Below are 13518 nucleotides of genomic sequence, written 5' to 3' on the forward strand. Positions count from 1 at the left end.
CTAGCGGCTCTATCCGCGCCATTGATTTCATTGCCATTTTCTTTCTTCAATATGCAATTGATTTTTACCAATCAGTCACAAAACGAAATTCGCCTAATTTTGTTATAATGATAAAACGTAACTCTAAGCAAATATGGTAAATAAAGTGCAAAATAAATGCTGCGATTTAAAACCATAATTACCGATAAGATTATTGACCTGACGATTTTTGCTGTAATGCTTGTTCTTTTTGCGGATCAATTGACCAAGAATAAATATCAAACCCCGATGCCTCTGGCTGCGGTCGCGGAATGTCAAATTTATCCCAATAGGCAATATTAATCTTTGATGATGTCCATTGCGGCACCACGTAGTAATTCCATAATAAAATTCGATCCATTGCCCTTGCCGCTGCGACCAGATCATCACGATTTTTGGCATAAATAATCGCATTAATCATCTTATCGACTGCAGGATTTTTAATGCCGACATAATTTTTACCGCCATTTTTATTTGCCATGGTTGAGCCAAAATAATAAAGCTGCTCATTACCTGGTGAATCTGATTGGCCGATGATGCTAGAAATAACATCATAATCATAATTATAAAGACGGTTTTGATATTGGGCAGTGTCAATTGTGCGCATTGTTGCATCAATACCCAAGCGCTTTAAATTGGCAATATAAAGGGCAGTTACCCGCTCGAAAGCTGAATTATCTAACAAAATTTCAATTCTAAAAGGCGCGCCTTGCGCATTAACCAATTGATTATTTTTCAACTGCCAACCAGCATCTTGCAACAATTTCATGGCTTCGCTTAAATTTTTACGCAGCTCTGTTGAATTCTTATAAACAGGCAAGGTAAAAGGCTTTTCAAATACTTCTATTGGTACTTCCGACTTAACGCTTTCCAATAATTGCAATTCTTTACCTTGCGGCATCTCTTGCGCGGTAACAAAATCGAGCCCATAAAAATAGCTGGTGATGCGTTGATATTGATCAAAAAACAAAGCTCGGTTCATATGTTCAAAATCAAAGGCTAAAGTTAAAGCCTTACGCACTCTAACATCATCAAATTTTTCACGCCGTAAATTTATAAAATAACCCTGCATGCGACCAGAGCTATGAATTTCAAAGCTTTCGCGTTTAACCAAACCGTTTTTAACTGCAGTAAAATCATATTTTTGCATCCAAGATTGAATACGGGTTTCTTGCCTATAATCACCAATACCGCCTTTTTTAAAGGCTTCCCAACTGGCGTTTTCATTCAAATAATAAGTGTTGCGAACCGCATCAAAATTATTGCGGCCAATGTTGACCGGCAAATCCCTACCCCAATAATTATCCACCCGTTTATAAAGAGAGGATTTGCCAAAGTTATAGTTTTCCAAACGGTAAGGGCCAGAGCCAAGCGGTATTTCACGCAAAGGCTTAGAAATATCACGCGGTTTACCATTAGCGTCCTTTGCCTCCCACCAATGTTTTGGCAAAATCGGCAATTGGCCGATAATATTAGGCAATTCGCGGTTTCCTGCTTCAGCAAAAATAAATGTGACTTCGTCTTTTCCGGTGACTTCCGCCAATTTTACACCACTATAATAAGAGCTATAAATGGGCGACACACTTTTTAATGTATTAAATGACCAAGCCACATCTTCCGGCGTAATCGGTGTACCATCATGAAATGTCGCCTTATCCGTTATTTTATATTTCACCCAAGAATAATCATCAGGATATTGTAAGGCCGTAGCGATAAGCGGATAGTTTACACTATTTTGGTCCGTTGAACGTGCCATCAAAGTATCATAAATCAACATAATATTGCTATCAACATTACCATTAGGAATGAAAGCATTTAGATTATCAAAAGTTCCAGTTACAATAATATTAAGAGTTCCACCCTTTTTCGCAGCAGGATTGACATAATCATAATGTTTAAAATTAGCATCATATTTGGGTGCATCGCCAAGACTTGAACTTGTTCGCCATATTGGTTCAGCTTTAGGTGAGCTTTGCTGCGTTATATCAGATTGCACACCCAACTCTTGTTGGTGATTGGCGGGCTCGGCAAAAGCGTTAAGCGCGACATTAAAAGGCATTATTAAAGCAGTTAAAAGTATGATTTTAAAAAATGTCGCTACTCTTTGCATATTGAACCTTTGCCTATCAATTCATTTGTCGAGCATCTATGAGCTATAGTTTAAATGCTATTATCATGTGCTTTTTGCCAAACTTATGGCAAATTCTTCATAATTAATTATCTTTAATAAATGAATAAGATGGACTTTTACACCAACAAAATAGTGCAAAACTACTGGTCTTCACTATCAATTGCTTTATCAACCTTTGGTAGGTCCTGCGGATTATCACTTAAAGAGCGCAAATAAAGTAACAGATCAGCGCGATCTTGTGCATCTTTCATGCCCTTATAGGTCATGATTGTGCCTTTTAATGTGCGTTGTGGCGCGCTTAAAAATGCATCCAAGCTTTGATAATTCCATTTTGCACCGCTTTGCCCCAATTGGCGCATGGCACTTGAATAATTAAAGCCATTAACCGTACCTGCTGGACGACCGACAATCTGCCACAAATTAGGACCTAGACGATTTGGGCCATTCTCAGCGGGTATGTGACAAAGACCGCATTCACCAAATAATTTTCGCCCATGTTCTATATCACCTGTTGCAAGGCGGGTTTCTAAAGTCTTAGTTGTTGTGGTTGTCTTATCAGCGATATTATTTGCGCTTGGCTCTTGCACAAGACTATTTTCACTTTTTATTGGATCAGGATTGCTATAAATTGTCTCACTAACATAATAAAGTGTGATAAGCACAATAAACCATAACAGGCAGATAAGAATAAAATTATTAATGGTAGCAACTGAAATGCGAAACATGAGACAAAGAAAAACCTTTTAAAAATAGCTTTGGTAAAATAGAACTTTTGTAATAAGACTGCAACGTCTATAAAGTCGCAGCAAACCTACCATCGGCAATTATTTAATGTGGCAATGCTGTTTTTGAGGATATTTCATGACCCAATCCGCCCTTATCATTATTCCAGCCCGTTTGGCCTCTACCCGTTTACCCGGCAAGCCACTTGCCGATATTTGCGGCAAGCCAATGATCGTCCATGTGGCTGAACGCGCGAGAGCTGCCAATATTGGCCCAGTTGTTGTCGCAACCGATGATGAAACCATTAAAGCGGTGGTGCTTCAACATGGTTTTGACGCAGTAATGACAGCCAAAGACCATGAATCGGGTTCTGACCGTATTTTTGAAGCGCTACAAAAAGTCGATAGTGATGGCAAATATGATGCGATCATCAATGTGCAGGGCGATTTGCCCACCATTAGTCCAGATGAAATTGGTGCTGCCTTTGCACCTCTTGATGACAAAAATGTTGATATAGCCACCCTTTGCGTTGAAATTACCCGTGAAGAGGAAAAAAACAACCCCAATGTCGTCAAAGTGGTTGGCTCACAAATTGCACCGCAACGCTTGCGCGCCCTTTATTTTACCCGCGCCACCGCACCAACAGGCGCCGGCCCACTCTATCATCATATCGGGCTATATGCCTATAGGCGTGAAGCGCTAAAGCGCTTCGTTAGCCTAAAACCCTCCCCATTGGAGCAACGCGAAAAGCTCGAACAATTGCGTGCATTAGAAGCTTTTATGCGTATTGATGTTGAAATTATTGATAGTATTCCCCTTGGTGTTGATACACCAGAAGACCTTGAACGCGCCAAAGAAATCATAAAATTAGAAAATGGAAAGGCTTTAAAATAATGGCTACACAACCAGCGCAACCAAAAGCAAAAATTGCCTTTCAAGGGGATTATGGTGCTAATTCCGATACGGCTTGCCGCAATATGTTTCCCAATATGGAGCCTTTGCCTTGTGCAACTTTTGAAGATGCATTTAGCGCCGTTGAAAGTGGCGAAGCAAAACTTGCGATGATCCCAATTGAAAATACGCTGGCTGGTCGTGTTGCTGATATCCATCATTTATTGCCACGCTCACCTTTGAATATTATTGGTGAATATTACCTGCCTATCCATTTTCAACTTATGGTTTTACCCGGTGTAAAACGTGAAGAAATTAAAACCGTTCACAGCCATATTCATGCACTTGGCCAATGCCGCAATATTATCAAGCAAAATGGTTGGAAGCCGATGGTTGCAGGTGACACCGCCGGTGCCGCCAAACTGGTTGCCGAAAAGGGCGAGCGCAGCATGGCAGCACTTGCACCATTTTTAGCGGCAGAACTTTATGGCCTTGATATTTTGCAAGAAAATGTTGAAGATTCAGCCGATAATGTTACACGCTTTGTGGTTTTATCCCGCGATGCCCATCGCCCCCAATATGATGAAGCTGACGAAAATATTGTTACAACAATTGTTTTTCGCGTCCGTAACGTACCAGCCGCGCTTTATAAGGCATTGGGTGGTTTTGCCACTTGCGGTATTAATGTTACTAAGCTTGAAAGCTATCAGCTTGAAGGACGATTTAAAGCAACACAATTTTACATTGATATTGAAGGCCACCCAGAAAGCCACCTTGTTCATTTAGCGCTTGAAGAGTTAAAGTTTTTTTCAAGTGAATTGCGCATTGTTGGGGTTTATCAGGGCTCAAACTTACGCATTGAACAGCGCAATATTTAAAATTTTTGATAGGGGAAAATGATGGAAAATGCCGTTAATATTCGTTATTTACAACAAGCAGACCACGAAGCATGGTTAGAATTATTTCGCCAATATATAATTTTTTATGATGTTGATCCTGAGACAATCGAGTTTGATATTGCTTGGCAACGCATGATGGACAATAATTTTCCCATCTTTGCAGTTGGTGCTTTTATCAATAATGAATTAAGCGGTATTGCCCATTTTGTCATTCATGCTTCAACATGGACAAGCAAACCCTATTTTTACATGGAAGATTTGTTTACCGCAGAAAAATCGCGGAAATTGGGTATTGGCGGCAAGCTTATTGATTTTATCCATAGTGTTGCCCAAAATAATGGAGGCGAACGACTTTATTGGGTAACCAAAGAAAGTAATAAAGCCGCCCAAGCCCTTTATGATCAAAAGGCACAAAAAAGCGATTTCATTCAATATCGCATTAAAATCGAAGCTTAATTTACTTGAACTTATCTAATAAAGGCATTTCATGATGAGTATTCAAAAAAACAATGCTAAAACCTTGCTGCACCGCCGCCATTTTTTAACCCTAGGCATCGCGCTTGCACCTAGCATTTTATTGCCGCAAACAAGCTTCGCCCAGCTTGGTAAATTCTTTAAAAAAGAAGATGAAGTTACCCAGCTTTTTAATGCAATCCGCAAGGAAAATCGCTTATCCTCTATGAGCCCAGATCCATTATTGAAAAAAGCCGCCCAAGACCAAGCAGAGCGTATGGCACAGAACCAAAAAATGGGACATTCGATTGGTTGGGGCAATGATTTTGGCGCACGGGTGCGCAGATTTGGCATAAGAGGCGCAGCGGCTGAAAATGTTGCGGCTGGCCAACCTGACCTTGCAACAGTTTTTAAAGCATGGATGAATTCCAAAGGCCACCGCAAAAATATGCTTGATCCAGAATTTAGCCATTATGGTCTTGCCTACGCCGTATCACCGCAAAAACCAAACTATCGCTATTGGGCTTTAGTGCTTGGTAGATAGGCAAGATTTATCGTAAATTGTGTTGATAGCTATTTTGGAAAAGAAAAAATGCGCTTTTAGCTTTTACAGCTTTCTTTAGAGTAGCACGTGATAGACCATATTGAACTTGCAAACCGCCCAAAGCTATCACCACAATATATCGGAATTGATTTACTTAGCGCAAGTTAACTTATTTAATGACCCAAATGAATTTAAAGATTTCGACATTTTGAAAAGCAATATTAAAATGTCGCAACCTTGCATTGAGAATGAAAATTAATATCGTATTATTTGGGCAATCAAATACCTAAAATACAGATTATATTTATTTCTTGAAAAATAGGTTTCTTTCGCATATATTTTTACTTAATGGAAATTATCCTTGGTGTTCGCTTGCTTTTAACAAGCCTAATTTTTAACACATGCCTTCCAAAACAATTCAATCCATTTTAAAGTGCGGATGTGTCATGTTTATAATCAAATATTTACAATATCACCAGGTTGACGAAGAATATGGCAAGGATAATGCTAAAATTGCAATAAATCTTCTTAAATGCCGATCGACCTCCGAAGTCATTAATGCATTTATCGCTTTACTAAATGGTGAAAAATTTACCTATTTTGCAGAAGGTGGACAATCAAAATTCGGCACATATGGCTTGAAGGATGTATTTTCAGATTGGATAAGCGAACACGCGGAAAAAGGTAAAACATTAAAAATTCTTATTAATTCCTTTAAGTTGAGTGATAAAGCAAAACTTGATGGTGTGTTAGATTTTCTTGATGATGGCTTTTTTTCCGGCTTTTTATATTCTGATGTGGCTAAGGAAGATTTAAAGCTAAAAATGGAAAAAATGCGAGTTACCGTCTATATTATCCATTAACTCAACGCCTCAATTTTAATTTTTCTTTTGGGCATCGATATTCCAAATGGTAAAATTGTTTTGCCACCCGTTTATCACTGATAAACTCCGCTCCCCATAGGTTGAGGGTTTTAAAATATTTTATTGCAAAATTATGCCTATAAATGCAGTTGTAAAAATTGCTTGCCCGATAATCGGCGGACAAGGTTGAAAAAATACTTTATATTGATTTTATGAGCACAATTTTTTTAAATAATAGCGACCAATTATATGAAGCCCTTTGCGCATCAAGCCATGCCTATGATGGGCATATATTTGTTTGCGTTAAAACAACGGGTATTTTTTGTCGTCTTTCTTGCAAGGCACGCAAGCCCTTACAAAAAAATGTATTTTTTGCCGACAATGCGGCAAGTTGTTTGGAGCAAGGTTTTCGCCCCTGCACTAAATGCAAACCTTTACAAAGCCTTTCTGAGAAAGACCCATGCTATTTAAACCTGATGCAAAGGCTTGAAAGCAACCCCGACCATATTTGGGGTGAAGAAGATATCAGCGCACTTGGCTATGAATTATCAACGGTGCGGCGGATTTTTAAGCGCACCATTGGCATGACCTTTCTTGACCTTGCAAGGTTAAAGCGCGCAAGCAAAGCTGCCGCTCAATTAAGCGCTGGCGATTCAGTCATTAATACCCAACTAGAAACTGGCTACGAATCATCAAGCGGCTTTCGTGATGCGATTATTCGACTGATTGGTGAGCCGCCACAGGCACTTAAAAACCGTACCCTCCTTAAAGCAAAATGGATTGATACGCCGATTGGTCAAATGCTAGCAGTGGCGGATAATCAGTTTTTACATTTGCTTGAGTTTTTTGACCGAAAGGGGCTACCCAATGAACTTAAAAAACTACAATTATCGACGAAGTCAGCAATTGAGTTTGCCAATAACGATATTTTAGATCGGTTGAGTGCGGAACTTGATGCTTATTTTAGCGGCCAATCCTGTATGTTTAAAACACCGCTAGCCCTTCATGGGTCGCCATTTACCGCCAATGTTTGGAGAGCGTTGCAAGAAATACCCAATGGCACTACTTGCTCTTACGCAGCTCTTGCCAAAGATATTGAACGACCAACGGCAATGCGGGCAGTGGCAAGAGCCAATGGCCAGAATCAGATTGCCATCATTATTCCATGCCACCGCGTTATTGGCTCAGATGGGTCTTTAACTGGCTATGCAGGTGGTTTATGGCGCAAAGATTGGCTATTAAACCATGAAAAGCGCTTCTTTTCGTGAACACTTGCTTGCTATTTTACCCTCAATAGGCTATGGAGCAAGCGTTCAAGTTGTCCGGCAGGGCATGCCGTGGTAACTTTTGAGTAGCTTGGAATTGGCTCTGGTCAGCCTTTTCCTTTAATTTTTAACATATGGAGAGCAAAATGCCCAAGATGAAGACCAAATCTTCTGCCAAAAAGCGGTTTAAAATTACTGCAACTGGCAAGGTCAAGGCTGCTGCCGCTGGCAAGCGTCATGGCATGATCAAACGGTCCAATAAATTCATTCGTGACGCACGCGGCACTATGGTGCTTGCTGAGCCGGATGGCAAAAAGGTTGTAAATTTTTATCTTCCTAACGGACTGTAAGAAATTATCGCACTCTTATTGAGTGTTTTTTCAAGGATATCATGACATGGCACGTGTAAAACGCGGCGTAACGTCTCACGCCAAGCACAAAAAAGTTTTAAAGCAAGCTTCAGGTTTTTATGGCCGTCGCAAAAGCACCATTCGTACTGCGAAGGCTGCGGTTGACCGTTCAAAGCAATATGCTTATCGCGACCGTAAAAATCGTAAGCGTACATTCCGCGCATTGTGGATTCAGCGTATTAACGCTGCCGTTCGCGCTGAAGGTTTAAGCTATGGCCGCTTCATTGACGGTCTTAACAAGGCTGGTATTGAAGTTGACCGTAAGGTTCTTTCTGATCTTGCAATTCATGAACCTGCAGCATTTTCTGCTCTTGTTCAGTCTGCAAAGAAGGCTTTGGAATATCTTAAAGACACAACTCCAAATGCTTTTGAAGCTGCTGTGCAATAAGCCAGTGGTTCTAAAAGGATCTTGAGTGAAGATCAAGCCCGCACTGGCAAAACCGGTTGCGGGCTTTTCTTTTAACTTTTTAATCAAAAAAAGCTAAACCCAAAAATATAAATTTTATCAAAAGGCTAGACTTATAGCATTGATAATGCAACAAAAGGGCCGATTTATTTTTTTGCTTTCAATGGAATTTAAGCATAGTGGAAACAAACATAGTTTTTGTTAAGCATTGCTATCCATTATTTACACCCAATACCTCGACATAAATAAAGGCACGAATAAGCGCTATCATGTTAGAATTTTCTTTTTCCGATCCCTATGCATGTAGTGAGGCTGACAAAGTTCTCATAGCGGCAAGTGTTGGAAAAAGAACAAGCTATGCCATGCGTGGTGATGAGCGGGTTTTTATCAAACGCCATGATGTTGGCGGGCCCCGTCTTGGGCGCAAATTACACGGGTTTCTATCACCGATTTTACCAGCACATTTTTTGCGCGCCTCGCCGATTTTAAGCCCCGCTGATATGGCAAAACGTGAATTGCGCAAGATAGCTCTGTTTCAGAAACACCATATTGATGTACCAGAGGTTATTTGCAGCGATGGTAGTGCAATCATGATGGGTGACGTTGGCGAAAATATTCAAACTCGTTTAAAGCAATTACGCGAATTAAACACCCATCTTCACGATAGCCTATTGATCCAATGCTCAGCTGCATTAGGCGATGTTCATGCGGCAGGTCTTTGTCACGGCAGACCACATCCGGTCGATATGTTTTTAGGCCAAGCTAAAATTGGCTTTTTTGATTTTGATGAAGAACCAGAAACCGTGATGAGCCTTGCGCAAGCACAAGCGCGCGATGCATGGTTGTTGTTTTTCCAAATCGCCACGCAGGCGGTTGATCAGGAACGAACGCCCCATGCGGCATTTGGTGCATGGCGGCGCAAAATCTCGTTAGAAACTTTGGAAAACTTGAAAGAGCTGGTTTTATTTTTTAAATTTTGCATCCTACCTTTAAAATTGGCCAAAAATATACGGCTTGGTGTTGATGGACAAAATATGTTAAATGCAATGGAATTTTTTATGCTGCACTTGGGACTTAAGGCAAAATCATGAGTGATATTGAACAAATTGAAAAAGAATTAACCGCTGCGATTGAAAATGCCAATGACGAACAGGCATTAGAAACAATCCGCATTGATGCTTTGGGAAAAAAAGGTGCTATTTCTGAAAAGATGAAAAGCCTTGGTACCATGTCTGCTGAAGAGCGCAAAGAGGTTGGGCCAATATTAAACGGGCTTAAAAACCGTATTACGGATCTTTTAAGCAATAAGCGTGATGTGCTTAAAAAAGCGGCTATTGCAGAGCGTTTACGCAGTGAAACTGTTGACGTTACCTTGCCGGTGCGTCCATCACCTGCAGAACAAGGCCGCATCCACCCTATTTCGCAAGTCATTGATGAAATTACCGCAATTTTTGCAAATTTAGGTTTTGCTATCGCTGAAGGCCCAGATATCGAAACCGATTATTATAATTTTACCGCGCTAAACTTTCCGGAAGGTCACCCTGCGCGTGAAATGCATGATACGTTTTTCTTCAATCGTGATGAACAAGGCAACCGCAAATTATTGCGCACCCATACAAGCCCTGTGCAAATTCACACCATGGAAGTACAACAACCGCCTATTCGCATTGTTATCCCTGGTAAAACCTATCGCATGGATTCAGATGCCACCCATTCACCAATGTTCCATCAGATTGAAGGCTTGGTGATCGATAAAACCTCCACCATTGCCAATATGGTTTGGGTTTTTGAAGAATTTATTAAAGCGTTTTTTGAAGTACCATCGGTTAAAATGCGTCTTCGTCCATCCTTCTTCCCATTCACCGAGCCATCCATGGAAGTTGATATCCAATGTGACCGCTCTGGCGGCGAGATTAAATTTGGTGAAGGCAATGATTGGTTGGAAGTTTTGGGTTGCGGTATGGTTAACCCCAATGTTTTACGCAACTGCAATTTAGATCCTGATGAATATCAAGGCTTTGCTTGGGGTATCGGCATTGATCGCCTTGCCATGCTTAAATATGGCATGCCGGATCTACGTGCTTTCTTTGAAGCGGATGTTCGCTGGCTTAACCATTATGGTTTCCGCCCGCTTGATATTCCAAACTTGCTAAGCGGTCTTAGTCAATAAGCCTTGTTAAATATTGCGTGATTGCGGCGCCAAGCGCCATACCGAAAGGTTAAAAAAATGAAATTTACTCTATCTTGGCTTAAAGAACACCTTGATACGACAGCCAGCCTTAATGAAATTACTGAGCGTCTCACCTCTATCGGTCTTGAGGTTGAAGATGTTGATACGCGTGAAGCCTTTAATGCCTTTGTTATTGCCAAGGTTGTTAGCGCACAAAGACATCCTGATGCCGATAAATTGCAGGTTTTATCAGTCGATACTGGTGATGGCAAACCGTTGCAAGTTGTTTGCGGTGCACCTAATGCGCGCGCCGGCCTCATTGGTGTTTTTGGTCGCCCCGGTGCTTATGTACCCGGCCTTGATGTAACACTTGCTGTTGGCAAAATTCGCGGCGTTGAAAGCTTTGGCATGATGTGCTCTGAACGCGAATTATTGCTTTCCAACGAGCATAATGGCATTATTGATCTGCCAGAAGATGCACCAATTGGTAGCTCTTTTGCGAGCTATGCAGGTCTTGATGATCCAATCATTGATGTATCAATCACCCCCAACCGTCCTGATTGCACGGGCGTTCGCGGTATTGCCCGTGATTTGGCGGCAAGTGGGCTTGGCACTTTAAAGCCGCTCAATGTTCCAGACATTCAAGGCAGTTTTGAGCCATCGATTGATGTTAGCCTTGATTTTGCAGATCAAACACCGCTTTGCCTAGGCTTTTCATGGGTTATGGTAAAGAATGTTAAAAACACCCAAAGTCCACAATGGATGCAAAAGCGCCTTACTGCCATTGGTTTACGGTCAATCAATGCCGCAGTCGATATGACCAATTATATCACTTTTGATCTTGGTCGCCCATTACATGTTTTTGATGCCGATAAGGTTAAGGGTAATTTGACGGTTCGCCGCGCAAAAGATGGCGAAACCATTATTGCCCTTGATGGCAAGACCTATAATCTTAACAATAAGATTTGTGTCATTGCTGATAGCGCCCAAGTTGAATCAATTGCCGGTGTTATGGGCGGCGAAGATAGCGGCGTTGATGAAAATACCACCAATATTATCATTGAATCAGCGCTTTGGGATCCCCGCAATATTGCAATGACTGGCCGTGAGCTTGGCATTGTTACCGATGCGCGTTATCGTTTTGAGCGCGGTGTTGACCCTGAATTTATGGTTGATGGCTTAAAAATTGCCACCAAATTGCTAACTGATATGGTTGGCGGTACACCAAGCACGCTCAAAACAACTGGCTATGAAGCAGCAGACCTAAAAGTTGTCACTATGCCATTCAGTGAAATCAAGCGTCTTACTAGCCTTGATGTGAGCAAGGAACAAGCTGCACAAATTTTAGAAAGTCTTGGCTTTAAGGTTGCAATCAACGGTGAGAGCGCTAATGTAACGGTACCAAGCTGGCGCCCTGATATTGATGGTAAGGCTGACTTGGTTGAAGAAGTGATGCGTATTTATGGCATTGATAAAATTGTGCCAACACCACTCGCAATGCCAGCAGGCGTTGGTGAAGCAATTTTGACAACGCTACAAATTCGCACCCGCCTTGCACGCCGCTCGCTTGCTGCTCGCGGTATGATGGAAGCCGTCACTTATTCCTTTATTTCAGAAAAAGCAGCCAATGCTTTTGGTGGTGGCGATAAAGCGCTAAAGCTCGCAAACCCAATTGCTAGCGATATGTCGGATATGCGCCCATCGCTTTTGCCGGGTCTATTATTGGCAGCGCAGCGTAATGCTGATCGCGGCTTTAATGATCTTGCACTTTTTGAAGTCTCTGGCACCTATCAAGGTGATACAGCCGACAAGCAGCGCCGTGTTGCAGGTGGCATTCGCCGTGGTAGCGCGAAACTTGACGGCTCTGGCCGCTTTTGGTCGGGCAATGCCAAGAATGTTGATGTTTTTGATGCAAAAGCCGATGCTTTAGCTGTGCTTGATGCCTGCGGCCTTACGACTGACAAGGTGCAAATTGAAAATGGCGCCCCAGCTTGGTATCACCCTGGGCGTTCTGGTACAATTAAATTGGGACCAAAAGTTATTCTTGGCTATTTTGGCGAATTTCATCCAGAAACACTAGAAACCCTTGATGTATCTGGTAGCCTATGTGGTTTTGAAGTATTTATTGATGCGGTGCCAGAACCACGTAAAAAACCAACAAAGACTAAGCCTGCCTTGCAATTATCACCTTTCCAAGCAGTTAGTCGTGACTTTGCTTTTGTGGTGGATAAGAATGTCACTGCCGCTGTTATTATCCGCGCTGCCCTTGGCGCCGATAAAAAGCTAATTAGTGGTGCCAAGGTCTTTGATATTTTTGAAGGCGCAAGCCTTGGCCAAGATAAAAAATCAGTAGCGATTGAAGTGGCAATCCAACCAGTTGAGCGCACATTGACCGACGCTGATTTTGAAAGTTTGGCGAAAAAGATCATCGATAATGTGGTGAAATCCACAGGCGGTAGTCTACGCGCTTAAGGCTTAAAATGGCTTGGAATATTGAACCCTACTTTCAATATTCCAAGCCAAACATTTAAGAAGCAAGAATCATCTATTTAAATGAAATGACGGCATAAATAAAAGCCACAATATTTTCATAAAACCAACCAATTATACGTTTAATAAAACTAATGCCGTTTTATTGAGGGGGTAGTTTTATGACAATAGATAGTAAAAAATCCTTGAAAATAGATGTTAATTCGGCCAAAGACAAGAAACCTATTCAAGAAAAATATAATAGTTTCAAAAAAA

13 protein-coding genes are annotated in these 13518 nt (G+C 41.4%); 11 read left to right on the forward strand and 2 right to left on the reverse strand.

The window, feature by feature from the left end; translation table 11 throughout:
* Nucleotides 1-190: 190 nt before the first annotated feature.
* Both N6A79_RS12885 and N6A79_RS12890 read right to left on the reverse strand, forming a co-directional pair.
* Complete coding sequence (locus N6A79_RS12885) at nt 191-2128, reverse strand: extracellular solute-binding protein (protein WP_268546249.1); 1938 nt, start codon at nt 2126-2128, stop codon at nt 191-193.
* 161 nt (nt 2129-2289) lie between these two features.
* Nucleotides 2290-2874, reverse strand: a complete 585-nt coding sequence (locus tag N6A79_RS12890) for a c-type cytochrome (protein WP_268546251.1) — start codon at nt 2872-2874, stop codon at nt 2290-2292.
* A gap of 136 nt (nt 2875-3010) precedes the next feature.
* Here N6A79_RS12890 and N6A79_RS12895 point away from each other — a divergent pair, with 136 nt between their 5' ends.
* The 11 genes from N6A79_RS12895 to pheT all read left to right on the forward strand — a co-directional run bounded on the left by N6A79_RS12895 (nt 3011) and on the right by pheT (nt 13245).
* Nucleotides 3011-3766, forward strand: coding sequence for a 3-deoxy-manno-octulosonate cytidylyltransferase (locus N6A79_RS12895; protein WP_268546252.1), 756 nt, complete (start codon nt 3011-3013; stop codon nt 3764-3766).
* Nucleotides 3766-4641, forward strand: a complete 876-nt coding sequence (locus N6A79_RS12900) for a prephenate dehydratase (protein WP_268546254.1) — start codon at nt 3766-3768, stop codon at nt 4639-4641. Before N6A79_RS12895 ends, N6A79_RS12900 begins: the two co-directional genes overlap by 1 nt.
* 18 nt (nt 4642-4659) lie before the next feature.
* Nucleotides 4660-5118, forward strand: coding sequence for a GNAT family N-acetyltransferase (locus N6A79_RS12905; RefSeq protein WP_268546255.1), 459 nt, complete (start codon nt 4660-4662; stop codon nt 5116-5118).
* Nucleotides 5119-5149: 31 nt separating this feature from the next.
* Nucleotides 5150-5659 (forward strand): CAP domain-containing protein, encoded by a 510-nt coding sequence (locus N6A79_RS12910; protein ID WP_268546256.1) that lies wholly within the window; start codon nt 5150-5152, stop codon nt 5657-5659.
* Nucleotides 5660-6105: 446 nt separating this feature from the next.
* Complete coding sequence (locus N6A79_RS12915; RefSeq protein ID WP_262078989.1) at nt 6106-6522, forward strand: hypothetical protein; 417 nt, start codon at nt 6106-6108, stop codon at nt 6520-6522.
* A 212-nt stretch (nt 6523-6734) separates the two neighbouring features.
* A complete protein-coding gene (locus N6A79_RS12920) occupies nt 6735-7790 on the forward strand; it encodes a bifunctional transcriptional activator/DNA repair enzyme AdaA (RefSeq protein WP_268546257.1) in 1056 nt (351 codons plus the stop codon).
* 143 nt (nt 7791-7933) lie between these two features.
* Nucleotides 7934-8137 (forward strand): 50S ribosomal protein L35, encoded by a 204-nt coding sequence (rpmI, locus tag N6A79_RS12925; RefSeq protein WP_182418026.1) that lies wholly within the window; start codon nt 7934-7936, stop codon nt 8135-8137.
* A 46-nt stretch (nt 8138-8183) separates the two neighbouring features.
* Complete coding sequence (gene rplT, locus N6A79_RS12930; protein ID WP_182418027.1) at nt 8184-8585, forward strand: 50S ribosomal protein L20; 402 nt, start codon at nt 8184-8186, stop codon at nt 8583-8585.
* 287 nt (nt 8586-8872) lie between these two features.
* Nucleotides 8873-9694 carry a serine/threonine protein phosphatase gene (locus tag N6A79_RS12935; RefSeq protein ID WP_268546258.1) on the forward strand — a complete coding sequence of 274 codons (822 nt, stop codon included), beginning with the start codon at nt 8873-8875 and terminating at the stop codon, nt 9692-9694.
* Nucleotides 9691-10773 (forward strand): phenylalanine--tRNA ligase subunit alpha, encoded by a 1083-nt coding sequence (pheS, locus tag N6A79_RS12940; protein ID WP_262078994.1) that lies wholly within the window; start codon nt 9691-9693, stop codon nt 10771-10773. The genes N6A79_RS12935 and pheS overlap by 4 nt, the downstream gene beginning before the upstream one ends.
* A 57-nt stretch (nt 10774-10830) precedes the next feature.
* Nucleotides 10831-13245, forward strand: coding sequence for a phenylalanine--tRNA ligase subunit beta (gene pheT, locus N6A79_RS12945; RefSeq protein WP_268546259.1), 2415 nt, complete (start codon nt 10831-10833; stop codon nt 13243-13245).
* Nucleotides 13246-13518: the final 273 nt, after the last annotated feature.

The sequence above is a fragment of the Bartonella sp. HY761 genome (assembly GCF_026743145.1).
In the GTDB taxonomy this organism is placed as follows: domain Bacteria; phylum Pseudomonadota; class Alphaproteobacteria; order Rhizobiales; family Rhizobiaceae; genus HY038.